The 13,624-nt window shown below is 59.7% G+C and carries 13 protein-coding genes; 6 read left to right on the forward strand and 7 right to left on the reverse strand.

Annotation, left to right across the window (positions count from 1 at the left end; all coding sequences use genetic code 11):
* Window positions 1–26 precede the first annotated feature (26 nt).
* The 4 genes from BJQ17_RS11245 to BJQ17_RS11260 are packed head-to-tail and all read right to left on the reverse strand — an operon-like array spanning window position 27 to window position 3,542.
* On the reverse strand, window positions 27–968 hold the full coding sequence (locus BJQ17_RS11245; RefSeq protein ID WP_047602671.1) for a D-2-hydroxyacid dehydrogenase: 942 nt from the start codon (window positions 966–968) through the stop codon (window positions 27–29).
* 14 nt (window positions 969–982) lie between these two features.
* A complete protein-coding gene (locus BJQ17_RS11250; protein ID WP_047602672.1) occupies window positions 983–1,372 on the reverse strand; it encodes a VOC family protein in 390 nt (129 codons plus the stop codon).
* Window positions 1,369–2,334, reverse strand: a complete 966-nt coding sequence (locus BJQ17_RS11255) for a hydroxymethylglutaryl-CoA lyase (protein WP_070096064.1) — start codon at window positions 2,332–2,334, stop codon at window positions 1,369–1,371. The genes BJQ17_RS11250 and BJQ17_RS11255 overlap by 4 nt, the downstream gene beginning before the upstream one ends.
* Before the next feature lie 17 nt (window positions 2,335–2,351).
* Window positions 2,352–3,542, reverse strand: coding sequence for a CaiB/BaiF CoA-transferase family protein (locus BJQ17_RS11260; protein WP_070096065.1), 1,191 nt, complete (start codon window positions 3,540–3,542; stop codon window positions 2,352–2,354).
* A 113-nt stretch (window positions 3,543–3,655) separates the two neighbouring features.
* Here BJQ17_RS11260 and BJQ17_RS11265 point away from each other — a divergent pair, with 113 nt between their 5' ends.
* Window positions 3,656–4,633 carry a LysR family transcriptional regulator gene (locus BJQ17_RS11265; RefSeq protein ID WP_083285054.1) on the forward strand — a complete coding sequence of 326 codons (978 nt, stop codon included), beginning with the start codon at window positions 3,656–3,658 and terminating at the stop codon, window positions 4,631–4,633.
* Window positions 4,634–4,712: 79 nt separating this feature from the next.
* On the opposite strand, the gene BJQ17_RS11270 is transcribed toward BJQ17_RS11265, so the two are convergent.
* Both BJQ17_RS11270 and BJQ17_RS11275 read right to left on the reverse strand, forming a co-directional pair.
* Window positions 4,713–5,378 carry an RraA family protein gene (locus tag BJQ17_RS11270; RefSeq protein ID WP_047602675.1) on the reverse strand — a complete coding sequence of 222 codons (666 nt, stop codon included), beginning with the start codon at window positions 5,376–5,378 and terminating at the stop codon, window positions 4,713–4,715.
* A 102-nt stretch (window positions 5,379–5,480) separates the two neighbouring features.
* The gene (locus tag BJQ17_RS11275) at window positions 5,481–6,380 is read right to left on the reverse strand and encodes a LysR family transcriptional regulator (RefSeq protein WP_064614602.1); all 900 of its coding nucleotides are present in this window, start codon (window positions 6,378–6,380) and stop codon (window positions 5,481–5,483) included.
* A 151-nt stretch (window positions 6,381–6,531) separates the two neighbouring features.
* Here BJQ17_RS11275 and BJQ17_RS11280 point away from each other — a divergent pair, with 151 nt between their 5' ends.
* The 5 genes from BJQ17_RS11280 to BJQ17_RS11300 all read left to right on the forward strand — a co-directional run bounded on the left by BJQ17_RS11280 (window position 6,532) and on the right by BJQ17_RS11300 (window position 12,829).
* Window positions 6,532–7,881 carry an MFS transporter gene (locus tag BJQ17_RS11280; protein WP_060545558.1) on the forward strand — a complete coding sequence of 450 codons (1,350 nt, stop codon included), beginning with the start codon at window positions 6,532–6,534 and terminating at the stop codon, window positions 7,879–7,881.
* 53 nt (window positions 7,882–7,934) lie between these two features.
* Entirely contained in the window at window positions 7,935–8,597 is a 663-nt protein-coding gene (locus BJQ17_RS11285) for an RraA family protein (RefSeq protein ID WP_060545557.1), read from the forward strand.
* 328 nt (window positions 8,598–8,925) lie between these two features.
* A complete protein-coding gene (locus tag BJQ17_RS11290) occupies window positions 8,926–10,038 on the forward strand; it encodes an MFS transporter (RefSeq protein WP_070096066.1) in 1,113 nt (370 codons plus the stop codon).
* Window positions 10,039–10,417: 379 nt separating this feature from the next.
* Window positions 10,418–11,773 (forward strand): MFS family transporter, encoded by a 1,356-nt coding sequence (locus tag BJQ17_RS11295; protein ID WP_139139770.1) that lies wholly within the window; start codon window positions 10,418–10,420, stop codon window positions 11,771–11,773.
* Between the two features lie 12 nt (window positions 11,774–11,785).
* On the forward strand, window positions 11,786–12,829 hold the full coding sequence (locus BJQ17_RS11300) for a hydroxyacid dehydrogenase (protein ID WP_060545551.1): 1,044 nt from the start codon (window positions 11,786–11,788) through the stop codon (window positions 12,827–12,829).
* A 75-nt stretch (window positions 12,830–12,904) separates the two neighbouring features.
* On the opposite strand, the gene BJQ17_RS11305 is transcribed toward BJQ17_RS11300, so the two are convergent.
* A complete protein-coding gene (locus tag BJQ17_RS11305; RefSeq protein ID WP_047602682.1) occupies window positions 12,905–13,483 on the reverse strand; it encodes a TetR/AcrR family transcriptional regulator in 579 nt (192 codons plus the stop codon).
* Between the last annotated feature and the right edge of the window lie 141 nt (window positions 13,484–13,624).

Below are 13,624 nucleotides of genomic sequence, written 5' to 3' on the forward strand. Positions count from 1 at the left end.
TTGGTCTGATTGAATCGATATTGGGTTCAAGTCACCACGTTGATCGGATCACCTTTGGCAAATGCCGTGATGTTCGCGGCAAGTACACTTTTAAGCCGTGCAACGCTGCTCTGGCTCGCCCAGGCCACGTGGGGTGTGATAATCAGATTGGGATGTGTGCAGTGGAGCAGAGGATGATCCGGACGGGGTGGTTCGGCGTAGAGCACGTCCAATGCCGCCCCGCCCAGCTGCCCATTGGCGAGCCCTGCCAGCACGGCGTTTTCGTCGATCAGAGGGCCTCGCGCGGTGTTTATGAGAACTGCACCGGGCTTCATCCGGGCTATCTGCGCAGAGCCAATCAGATACCGGGTTTGCGGTGTCAGCGGGCAATGAAGTGTGAGTGCGTCTGACCGGGCCAGTACCTCGTCGAATTCGGAGTAGCCTTCTCGCACCTTATGGGCGCCGCGGTGCTCGGCGAACAACACATTGATCTCCAGAGCGCGGGCAAGCCGAGCGACGCGACTGCCAATATCGCCACGACCAATGATACCGAGAGTCGAACCTTGCAGATCCTGAATCGGCTCCCCATGAACGCAAAAGTGCGATGACGCTGGCCACTCGGATGCAGAAGCGGCTCTGTAGGCAAGCAGTTGACGGCGCAGCGCAAACAACGAACACATGACGTGCTCGGCAACGCTTACCGCGCTGTATGCCGGAACATTGCACACGGTCACGCCCTGATCGCGGCAGGCTGCAATATCGACGCAGTCATAGCCAGTGGCGGCTACACAGATCAGTTTGAGTTTGGGCAGTTGTTCCAGTGCAAGTCGATCAATGCGCACTTTGTTGGTAATTGCGACGTCTGCCTCGGCCAATGCCTCAACTAACTGATCGAGGGGTGTTTTCTCCCGCTCGCTCCACTCAGTGGCTTCGAGCGGACGTGCTAATGGGGACGGCAGGCTGGCGCCGTCAAGAAAGACGATATTCATGGCAATGGATCTCTTCAGCGATTGGGTGCGAGAAGCTCGGAGATTTCAATCAGATTCAGGTCGGGATCACGTACATACACCGAGCGAATAGGTCCGGTTGCACCCGTTCTTTGTACGGGTCCATCGGTGATTGGCCAGCCCTCCGACTCCAGGCGCACCATCACGGCATCGAGCCCAATGCTTGTGATAAAGCACAGATCCAGAGCACCTGGCACAGGCAAGTGTGCCTTGGGTTCAAACTCCCGTCCGCGCTCGTGGACGTTGATTTTCTGATTACCGAAACATAGCGCCAACCGACCGCTGCCGAAGGTCTCGGCGCGCATTCCCAGCACCCGGACGTAGAAGTCCTTGCACGCCTGGATGTCGATTGTGGTGAGCACCAGGTGGTCGAGATGATCGATCATTGCGCACGCTCCAATTCGATGTTGGTCATCTGCTTAGTGAGCGTATGCACATGCTCCGGTATCGGATGCAAATCCAGGCGCCTGCCTGCCCTGAGGATCTGGCTGGGCGTATCGTGGCCGATTAAACCTGGAAGGCGCGCTGATGCTGCCAGTACCCGGTGGAGATCCATGCCAGTGTCGTAACCCATCAGTTCGAGCATGTGCACCAGGTCTTCTGTGCAGACGTTGCCGCTCGCTCCCGGCGCGTAGGGGCAGCCACCGAGGCCGCCCAGAGAAGCATCGAAACGGTTAACGCCTGCGGCAAGCGCGGCCAGCGTGTTGGCCAAGGCCATGCCACGGGTATTGTGAAAATGCAGGGTTACTTGCAGGTTGGGAAAGCGTTCAAGCACTTGCCGGGACAGCGCTTCAACCTGAGACGGGTAAGCCATGCCAGTGGTGTCGCAGAGCGTTACGCCTCGCACTCCCAGTGCAGCAAAACGTTCAACGAAGCGAAGCACATCAGCGCTCGGGACGTCACCCTGCATTGGGCAACCGAAAACTGTCGACAATGAGACGTTTACTGCCACGGGGCCAGAGCCTATAACGGCAACCACATCCTTGAGTTGGGTAAACGATTGCTCCCGAGTCATTCGCAAGTTTGAGCGGTTGTGCGGTTCGCTGACTGACATCACCAGGTTGGCCTCATCAATGCCACAGCCTAATGCGCGTTCAGCTCCCCTAACGTTCGGCACAAGCACCGTGTACTCGACGCCAGGTTGGCGAGCTATGCCGGCCATGACCGCTTCGGCGTCACGCAGCGCCGGGATGGCCTTGGGCGACGTGAACGACGTGACTTCGATCTTGGTGTAACCACACTGACTCAACTCATTGATGAGCGAGATCTTATCTTCGGTTTGTATAAAGTTTTTTTCGTTCTGGAAGCCGTCACGGGTCGCAACTTCCTGCATGAACAGGCGTTTCATTTAAGGTACTCCGCTAATCAGATTAGGCCGCGCTGCCGCCATTGCTCAAGGGTGGGAGCATCGATGCCCAAACCGCCGAGAACCGCGTCGGTGTGTTCGCCCAGCCTCGGGGCGGGCGAACGTAATTGCCCGGGCGTTGCTTCGAGTTTGGGGACGATTCCAGGCAAAGTGACCGGCGTACCGTCATCCAGCTCGCTGCGGACCAACATGCCGCGGGCCTGGTAGTGGGGATCGGCAGCGATATCGGCTGCATCGTAGATTTTACCGGAGGGGATGTTGGCTTCTTTCAGCGCAGCAAGTACTTCGTCCAGTGGACGTTCAGCCGTCCAAGTAGAAATAGCAGCATCCAACCTGGCGACATGACGGACACGTCCGTCGTTTTGCTGAAGCTCAGGATCGTCGGCCAGATCGTGCCGATCGATCTTCTCCATCAGACGCTTGAAGATGCTGTCGCCATTACCTGCGATCAGAGCGTACTTTCCGTCTTGGCAACGATAAGCGTTGGTAGGGGCAATCCCTGGAAGGCTACTGCCCGCTGGCTCGCGTACAGTGCCGAACACCGAATGTTCAGGAATCAGACTCTCCATCATGTTGAAGACTGATTCGTAAAGCGCCACGTCCACCTGCTGACCTGTACCCTGGTTTTGCTCCCGGTGACGCAGGGCGAGGAGGACACCGATCACCCCATGCAGCGCCGATAACGAATCACCCATCGACACGCCAACACGCACAGGCGTGCGCCCTGGCTCACCGGATAGATGACGCAACCCGCCCATTGCTTCACCTATGACTCCAAAGCCTGGAAGATCGCGATAAGGTCCGGTCTGCCCGTAGCCTGATACACGCAACATGATCAGCTTTGGATTGATGCCACTCAGCACATCCCATCCAAGCCCCCATTTTTCGAGGGTTCCCGGACGAAAATTCTCTATGAGGATGTCAGTGTCTTGCATCAGTCGTTTCACGACGTCCTGCGCCTCTGCCTGGCGAAGATCCAGCGTGACGGATTGCTTGTTACGAGACTGGGCGGCCCACCACACAGAAGTGCCATTGTGCAGCAAGCGCCATTTACGCAAAGGGTCGCCCGTCACGGGAGGTTCAATCTTGATGACTTCGGCTCCGAACTCGGCGAGGATTTTTGCAGCGAAAGGTCCAGCGATCAGCTGTCCCATTTCGACGACTTTGATGCCATCCAGCGGTAGGCTCATGACGTTTTCCGTTCTTGTTGGAGGTTCTGCTTGGATCATCTCCCTAAAGCGCCGGCGTGAGAATTTCAAAGTTTTCCATTACACTTTCCAAAATGGAAACGATGGGGCGGTGCGTGCTGAATCTTCTTCAACTCGACCTGGCGTCTCTGAGGCTGCTGGTACTGGCGGCGAACAGCCAGAACCTGACGAAGGCTGCGGATGGCGCGCACATGACCGTATCGGCAGCCAGCAAGCGGCTCGCCGAACTCGAACGCGTCACCGACTGCACCCTGTTCATTCGACTTCCGAGAGGACTGCAGTTAACGCCAGCCGGGAGAGGCCTGGCCGAACATGCTCGGTTAATCCTCGAAGGTGTCGAACGTATGGCACATGATGCCAATGATTTTTCTCATGGCATCCGCGGGCACGTCAGGCTGTTCGCCAATACGTCAGCTGTAATCCAATTCCTTCCCAAGGACCTCAACACTTTCCTTGCGGCGAACCCGCACGTGCGTATCGGCATGGAAGAAGCGCTTAGCGACTCGACGATCCAGGCCGTTGAGGACGGGCGTGCCGATATAGGCATCTTCGCTGACAACGTATTGGCACCCAACCTGGAGGTAAGGCCCTATCGCGCAGACCAATTGGTGCTTTTGGTGCCAAACGATCACCCCTTGGCCGAATTCTCACAGGTGAGCTTTGCTGACACGCTCGATTATGACTACGTCGCGCTGAATCAAGGCAGTTCGCTATTGCGGCGCATTAACGATGCTGCCCATGAGGCGAGAAAACTGTTGAAGGTCAGAATTCAGGTGGCCAGCTTCGATGGCATCTGCCGAATGATCGAAGCTGGGTTGGGTATCGGAATTTTGCCTTTGGAAGCGGTGAGGCACGGGCTTCTTGAGACTACATTGAAAGCTGTCCCGCTTGTGGACGCTTGGGCATCTCGAACTTTATTCGCAGGTGTCGCGGTCAATACGCGACTGTCCCCAGAAGCCGCGAATCTCTTCAACTTCCTGACAAGTCTGGAAAAAATTGAGCTCCAGCAGGTAGCGGACGCTCATGAATTGACTGCTATTGGGCAGAAACGGCCTTTGCCACCTGCCATATGAGTTGATGCGTGCGCTGATATGTGGAAGGGACCGTGTCTGTCAGACGCTCCGCCACGGGAGGGCTGATCGGCAGCGGGTTTCAATCCGCCAACCCGGCCTTTTCCAGCACCTTGTCCAGCCAGGATTGATCCACAGCTCCAGTGGCGATTTCGGCCTTTACCCGCTCCTCATGGGCTTGATGAGCGCGGGCCTGAGCCAGCACCTGCTCGGCTGCCGCGAGGGGGAACGCCACGACGCCATCCTCGTCACCGACGATGATGTCACCCGGGTTCACCAGCATGCCGCCGACCGACACCGGCACGTTGATTTCGCCTGGCCCAGTCTTGTAGGGGCCGCAATGCACGACACCCCGTGCGTAACAGGGGCTCGAACGGAAGGAATCCACATCACGAATCGCGCCGTCGACGATGAACCCCACACAGCCGCGTTGTTCGGCGTAGAGCTTAATGAGCTCGCCGATGACCGCATTGTTGGTGTCGCCCTGGGCGTCGATCACCAATACATGACCCGGCTCGAGCAAGGTCAGGGCCTTGTAGATATAGAGATTATCACCGGGCCGGGTTTTGATGGTCAGTGCGGTACCCACCAGTTTGCCTGTGGTGTTGTAGCGGGTCAGGCCTCGGGCGCCAATGTGACGGCCGAGGTTGTCGCTGATGTGCGGGGTGACCACCGAAGCGAAAGCTTCGATGACTGACGCGGGGGCCAGAGCAGGTGAAGCGAGGATGCGGGACCCAGGTAACGACATGTTCAATCTCCTAATCAAGGGGCAACTATCGGGGGCATGCGCCGATGTTAGGAGAGAACAGGCTTTGCTTTTAGCGATATTTTTTTATCAGAAACCATCGCCTCAAGTGATGATTAGCTGGTTGAAATTACAAGTTTGCTGGGCGAGACGGGCTACTTCGACCGTCAGCCCCTGGTAGCGGTCGGCCCTGTGAACGCAGACGTACTTGATAGTTGGCAGTGGCTGCTGCGTGTGGATCACCTTCAAGCGCCCCTGGGTGATAAGTGTGCCCATGCAGGCGAGCGGCAGGTAGCTGATGCCCACACCTGAGATGGTCAGGCCAACCTGCGCCACGAGGTAGTTGCTGGTCAGGGTCTTGCCAAGGCGAATGTCGTGTTCTGCCAGCCAGCGCTCGTAGGTCAGGCCGGTCCCAGAGCTGCCGCCCTGGGTCAATACGGTGAAGCTCGCCAGCGCATTCAGGCTGATGGCGCTGTCGCCTGGATACAAGGCGGGTGCACACATCCAGGCGTTCTCTACGGCCTTCAAGGGCGTGCTGATGAAGCGCGGATCGTGAAAGATGTCAGGCACTACGATGAGGTCTATCTCATCGTTTTCCAGCCGCCGCAATAGGTCGGTGCTGAGTTCGATGGAAGGCTCGAGGTCGACCCGTGGGTAGGTCTGATGTATGCGCTCGACCAGCGAGGGCAGCCAGGTGAGCGCGGTGAGCTCCGTCACCCCAAGGCGAAACCGCCGGATCAGGGTTTCCTTCGAGCTGATGCGTTCGAGCAAGTCGTCACGCTGGCGCAGCATGTCCACCGCGCAGGCATGCAGTTCGATGCCCTTTTGCGTAAGCCTGGCAGTGCGCTTGGAGCGATCGAAGATCGATACGCCGAAGGCATCCTCCAACTCCTGGACCCGTTTGGAAATCGCCGACTGCGACATGTTCAGTTTGGCGGCGGCGGCCTCGAAACTGCCCAGCTCGACAATCCAGTAAATGGCTTCGATCTGCTTCAGGGTGATCACGTTTATTACCTCGGCACGGCTGCTGTCTACGGCGAGTGGGATTCAGACTGTCCACTAAAAGCGATGATTTGAGTTGAGTTTTTGTCGCTTTTTTTCTTGTATCACCGTGCCTAGATTACCCGCGAATTACAACAACAAGGGTGTGCACATTATGTTGACCGCTGAAATAGTCCATGCCAAAGGTCGCAGCAGTTACCGCTGGATCGTTGCCGGGATGATCTTTTCCATCTACACCATCGCAGCGGCGGACAGGGCCAATCTCGGTGTCGCGCTGCCGTTCATCCGGCAGGAATTCGAGATGAGCAACGCCCAGGCTGGCGGCCTCATGAGCCTATTCCTATTGGCCTACGCACTGGCCCAGATTCCAGCCGGGTTGGCGTTCAGCAAATACGGCGTAAGCCGAATCCTGCCCGGCGCAATGATCATGACCTCGGCGCTAACCGGCCTGGTCGGCACGGCTGGCTCGCTGTTGGCATTGAAGCTCTATCGCCTGGGCCTGGGTGTGGCGGAGGGCCCGTTACCGATCAGCATGACGACCACCATCAACAACTGGTTCCCGCCCCGGGAAAAAGGCATCGCCTCGGGCATCTTTCTGTCTGCGGTGAAGTTCGGGCCAGTCATCGTCCCCCCCCTGTGCGCCGTGATCATTTCGGTGTGGGGCTGGCGCGAGGTGTTCTACTTCTTTGCCGTACCCGGGATCCTGCTGTCAATCGCCTGGTACTTCCTGGTTGCCGATCACCCCTCCAAGAGCCGGTTCGTCAACCAGGCCGAGTTGGACTACATCAGCGATCCGGCAGGGGCCGGCGGTACCGGAACCGCTGCGAGCAATACCGGGCGACCTAAAGCGCGCAGCTTTGCTCGGTTGGATGCCTTCATTCGTCGACGCGAAGTACCACTGCTTGAAACCCGACGCCAGGTGTTCGGCTCCTGGCAGATATGGGGCAGCGCGCTGAGCTACTGCTTCCAGCTGGGCGTGTCCAGCGTGCTTCTGGCCTGGATCCCGACCTATCTGATGACCGTCAAGGGCTTTTCTGTAATGAACATGGGCCTGGTCTCGGCAGCGCCCTGGGTCGGCGCCGTGTTGGGCAACCTGCTGGGCGGCTACTGCTCGGACCGCTGGCTGGCCGGACGGCGCAAGCCCGGAATGCTGCTGTCGGCGCTGGGTACCTCTGTGATGATGTACCTGTTGATCAATTCGCCCGCCGACCCATTGGCGTATGGGCTGCTGCTGATGGCCACGGGCGTGGTGCTGAGCCTGGGCTTTTCGTCCTATATGGTTTACCCCATGGCGCTGGCCAGCAAACAGACCTTCCCGATTGCCAATGCCATCGTCAACATGGTTGGCCAGTTGGGCGCCGCAGCCACTCCATTCCTGACTGGTCTTTTGCTCGACAGCTACGGCTGGAGCTACGTTTTCTCCTACTTGGCGATCGGCTCGTTCGTCAGTTTCATGTTGCTGTTGACCATTATCGAACCGGTCCCCAGAACGGCTACGACCTGAGGCTTTTTGCCCTGCACATTCTTTTATTTGATTACCGTACCAAGGAGCTGCTGATGAATACCGAAGACAAAGAATTGGTCGCGCTGTTCGAGGGCCTCGACACCCCCGGCGTATCCGATGCCATGGACAAGCTGGGCCTGCCAGGGCACTGCTTTGGCGTGATGCCGCTGGCCGACTACAAGCAAGTCGTGGTCGGCCCCGCGTTTACCGTCCGTTATGTGTCCGCCAGCGTGCCGCCGGGCACTGTCGGTGACTTCATCGAGGACGTGGGCGAGGGCGATGTGGTGGTGATCGACAATGACGGCCGGACTGATTGCACCGTCTGGGGCGACATAATGACCCAGTACGCCGGCTCACGAAAAATCGCCGCGACGGTGATTGACGGCGTTTGCCGAGATGTCAACAAGGCGCTGGGCGATGGCTACCCGCTGTTCACCAAGGGCCGCTTCATGCGCACCGGCAAGGACAGGGTCGAGGTCGGCGCAGTCAACGAGCCGGTGTCCATCGGCCAGGCGCGAGTCTGCGCTCGGGATATCGTCGTGGCCGACGCCAATGGCGTAGTGGTGGTGCCACGCGGGTGTGCCCGTGATGTCGCCCAGCTTGCCCGCCAGATCGAAGCCGTGGAGGCCGATATCCGCGCCGCCATCAGCCAGGGCAAGACCTTGAAGCAGGCCCGCGAGGACCTCGGTTACCACACCCTGCAGCGCAAAAGGTAAGTCCACCAAAGCCTGCCGCCGGCAGGCCTGCTCACTCAGGCAGGCGCGCTTCAATACAGGCGAGCCTGCTGTTTTCTCCGCGACTAATCGCGTCAACACTGCGTCGGCCAGCATAGCTGAAATGCCGGGATTCAATAGCAGCCCTTTGCTCATCCCAGTAGAATTTTGCAGTCGCGCGATGCGCTTTGCGCGCAACAGTGCCCCTCGAAACACGTTGGCGACGGTACTCACCAGCGTCGATCTCCTCCGTACATGAAGGCCGCTTGTGAACGCTGCTCTACGTCTCCCCGGACCCGTCGGCATCTTTTGCCTGGGGGTACTCCAGATCATGGTCTGGGGTGGGTCCTTCTTTATTTTGGCGGTGATGGGTGAGCCCATCCTGCGCGAGACCGGCTGGGATGGCCACTGGGTCTATGGAGCGCTGTCGCTCAGCTTAATGGTGTCCGCACTGCTTGCGCCGCTGGCCAGCCGCCTGGTGGTTCGCTACGGTGGTCGCCTGCAGATGGCCGCGAGCGGAATCGTGGTCGGGGCGGGGCTGTTGATCGTCGGCAACGCTAACAGCCTGCAAGTGTTTCTGCTGGCCTGGGTCGTCATTGGCGTCGGCATGGCCATTGGTCTTTACGAAGCCCTGTTTGCCACTCTCGGCGCCTTGTACGCCGAGCGGGCGGGCAGCGCGATCACTGGCATCACCTTGATCTCTGGTTTTGCCACCACCATCACTTGGCCGCTGGTGGCGTTCGGCATCGAGCAGTTCGGCTGGCGAGTTACCTGTACCGCTTATGCGCTGATGCTGATTGTCGTGGTCGCGCCGCTGTACCTCTGGGTACTGCCTGCGGGCCCGCACGGGGCCACAAGCAAGCCTGTGGCGGCGGCGACCGATGTCAGCGTCGACCGACGTCTGTACTGGTTGCTCATGTGGATCTTTGCGATCGGCGCGATCATCATGACAGCAGTTTCGGTGCAACTGGTGGCAGTGCTGCAGGGGTTGGGCCACAGTCTGGCTACGGCAATCGCCCTGAGTGCGCTATTGGGGCCCAGCCAAGTCGCTTCGCGCGTGCTGCAGATAGTCGCCCGCAAACGTCACCCGATCTGGACCGCATTAGTGTCTTCAGTGCTAGTGGCCGTGGGCGTGGCACTGGTTGCCCTGGCACCTGGCGCAACGGCACTGGGGTTATTGCTCTACGGCTGCGGCAACGGCCTGCGGGCCATCGTCCGGGGTTTGCTGCCCCTTGCGCTGATGCCGCCGGCGCAGTATGTGGCGCTGATGGGCAAGATGTCGCGGCCTTCGCTCATCGGTCAGGCGCTGACGCCGCTGGTCGGTGGCTACCTGCTTCAGCACTTTGGCGCCATGGGGGTGCTGGCAACGCTCGCTGCCTTGGCCGCCGTCAATGTCGTGCTAGTGCTGCTGGTCATGCGGTCACTGCCGGCCCGGCCCCTTTGAGCGCAGCCACCGAGGAGACAATTGCAATGTCACAATTGGACCGTGAAGGGCTGCTAATCGATGGGCCGGTGGGCAAGCTCCACCTGCTGCTCGATCATCCATCAACCTCACCGAAGGGGGGTGGCTATCGTCAGCCATCCGCAACCAATGTTGGGCGGCAGCCCCCGGCACATTTTCAAAGGCTGCCTGAGTCGGGCAGCAGAAGAGGTCTGCCGCTATCTACAGCAGAAACGCCCAGAAAGCCCGTTCTAGACAGCCATGCCTGGCAGGCATAGCTGTTAGACCTGTGGCACCTCTTCCCCCAAAATGACGCTATGCAAAGCTGTACCCGAGTTGGCAAAAACAATAACAACAAGGGTAAGCGATCATGAATGCAGACATGAGCACGGCACGTCCGTTGACGCGCAAAGAGCGCACAACCGCAATTGTGGGTGTGTGTTCCGGCAACTTGGTGGAATGGTACGACTTCTTCATCTACGCCTACACGTCGATCTACTTCGCATCACTGTTCTTCCCAGCTGGCGACCAGACCAGCCAACTGCTGGCCACGGCCGGTATCTTCGCTGTCGGTTTCTTCATGCGTCCACTGGGTGGCTGGATTTTCGGCTACATCGCCGATACCCGAGGGCGCAAGATCTCGATGATCATCTCAGTGTTCATGATGTGCGGCGGCTCGTTGATGATCGCGGTCATGCCCACGTATGCCACGGTGGGTGTGGCAGCGCCGGTGCTGCTGGTGATCGCGCGGCTGATGCAAGGGTTGTCGGTAGGCGCCGAGTACGGCACCGGCGCCACCTACATCAGCGAGGTATCCCGCGCCGGGCGGCGCTCGTTCTACGGCTCGTTCCAGTACATGACGATCATCGCCGGGCAACTGCTGGCGCTGCTGACGGTTGCGGTACTGCAACTGGTGCTGTCGGAACAGGACCTGAAGGCCTGGGGCTGGCGGGTACCGTTCCTGATCGGCGCGCTGGCTTCGATCGTGGTGGTCATCCTGCGCCGCACCATGCGCGAGACAGCCACTGAAGCGGGCATGAAGAGCAAGGAGTCCGGCTCGCTCCGAGGCCTGATGCAGCACCGGCGCGCGGTTTTGCTGACCTTTACCATCACCATCGGCTGCTCGCTGTACTTCTATACCTTTACCGCGTACATGCAGAAGTTCCTGGTAGTGAGTGTCGGTATCCCGGCCCCCACTGTGAGCATCATCATGGCTTCTGCACTGGTGATCTTCATGCTGGTGCAGCCGGTGTTCGGCCTGCTCGCAGACAAAATCGGCGTGCGCCGCAACATGATCTTGTTCGGCCTGCTGTCCACCTTCCTGGTTATCCCGTTGCTGTCCGCGATCAAGACAGTGCAGGACCCGCTTGCCGCGTTTGGGCTCGTGCTCGCTGGGTTGCTTATCGCAGCCTTCTATACCCCGGTCACCGGTGTACTCAAGGCCGACTTCTATCCGCCGACCGTGCGCGCCCTGGGTGTAGGGCTGCCGTACGCCGTGGGGGCCGCAATGTTCGGCGGATCGGCCGAGTACGTGGCGCTGACCTTCCGGTCCTTGGGGATGGAGCAGTACTTTTACCTGTACGTGGCGGTCATCGGCGCCATCACCCTGGTGTCGGCCCTGCTGATGCCAGACCTTGGCAAACACGGTTATCTCGATGGCGACGGCAAGGTCGAAGCGAACATCGGCGTACGCAAGTTCATGGGCCGTAAAGCGCTGCCCATCCACCCCAGCCACTGAGGCAAGGCGAGCATGATTGCTGAAAGGAAGAAGATCGTGCGCTTCGACGTCTGGTATCACCCGGTGATGGCCCAGATCCTCGAAGCTTCGCCCGATGTCGTGCTGCAAACCGTTGCCCGTGACCAGCCGCCTGCCGTCATCCTGCAGGCGCTGCGCAGCTGCCAGGTGTACCAGGTGCCTTCGGCGCGGGACGAACTCCCGCGACCGTGGTGTGTGACCGAGGCGCTGCTGTGCCAGTTGCCTGACCTGCTGTGTGTCTCGACCAATGGCGCCGGTTTCGACACAGTAGATGTCGAAGCCTGCACCCGCGCAGGTGTCCTGGTCGTCAACCAGTCTGGCGCCAACGCCCAATCGGTGGCCGAGGCCACGGTTGGGCTGATGCTCGATTGCGCGCGGCGTATCAGCGAATCGGACCGGCGCTTGCGCCGGGAACGCGGGTTTTCTCGTGAAGACTTGATGGGTAGCGAGCTGTGCGGTAAGACCTTGGGGCTGGTCGGTATCGGTGAAATTGGTACACGTGTCGCACGCATAGCCCAGGCCCTGGGCATGCAGGTGCTTGCCCATGATCCCCTGCTGAGCGCGGAACAGATCGGCCAGCGGGGCGCTGCCAGTTGCACGTTGCAGAGCCTGTTGCAGCACAGTGATGTCGTCTCGATGCATTGCCCGCGTCTGGCTTCGACCTTGAACCTCATGAACGCGTCGGCTTTCGCGGCAATGCGCAAAGGGGCTGTGTTCATCAATACCGCACGTGGAGGCTTGCATGACGAGGCCGCGTTGTATGACACGTTGGCCTGCGGCCATCTTGGCGCTGCGGGAATCGACGTTTGGGACCAGGAGCCGCCGGCATTGGATCACCCCTTGCTCGGCCTGGAAAACGTAGTCGGCCTGTATCACACCGCAGGCGTCACCCACGAGGCCCGCAAGCGCATGGGAGCGTGGGCGGCTGAGCAGATTCTGCAGGTACTGCGCGGCGAGCCGGGGCCACGTATGGTCAACCCGCAGGCGTTTGATGTGTTCCGGCAACGGCTGAAGGCCAGTGACCATCGCGATACCTAGTGCCGCTTGCAGTACGCTCTGGCGGGTGCTGATCCGCCAGAGCATGTATTCTCCACTCACCTTGAAGGCAGTTCGTCAACCGTGGCATTGCCCGGGCTGCAGCAAGGCATTGCACATACGCAAGATGTGCTGCTCGATCCATCCTTCCTCGAAGGCCGCATTGCCAACCCGCAGACTATTGGCGCTCTCGATGATCGCCAGGAGCGCAACGGCGGCCCGGGCTGTGTCGCGTACGCAGTACTGACCGATAGCGCAACCCCGCTCGATGACCTGGTGCAGTGGCTCGGCCAGTTGCCCCATTGCCCGCTCCAGCCAGAGCCGGTGGCGGCCGTGCAGGTGCCTGGTTTCGTGACGAAGGATCATCTCCTCCTGGGGAAGGGCAACTTGCCGTGCCAGCGCAAAACGCACATAAGCATGCAGATCTTGAGGTTGGGCGCGGTTTGCCCAGGCCTGCTTGCGGCGCTCGACGATATCGAGCACGACATTGAGCAGCAGATCCTGTTTGCAATCGACGTGATGGTAAAGGCTGCCGGGGAGAATACCGACGCGCAGGGCCAGCTTCCTCATGGTCATGGCGGTGTAGCCCATCTCGACCATCAGTTCGGTTGCAGCCTGGGTCAGGGGGGAGGGGCTGGGACGGGCGGCTTCAAGCATAGGCCGGCATCCTCGACAGTGCGCCCAGCAGCCGGCAGAGCAGGCGTTTGCAGTAGCGCCGGGACCGGGGTGTGCCAGTGAGCAGACACATGGGGCACCTCTCTGGGTAGATGCCCCCGGTACCGCAGGCCGCTGCGCGTC

The sequence above is a fragment of the Pseudomonas sp. NBRC 111139 genome, from assembly GCF_001753955.1.
In the GTDB taxonomy this organism is placed as follows: Bacteria; Pseudomonadota; Gammaproteobacteria; order Pseudomonadales; family Pseudomonadaceae; genus Aquipseudomonas; species Aquipseudomonas alloputida.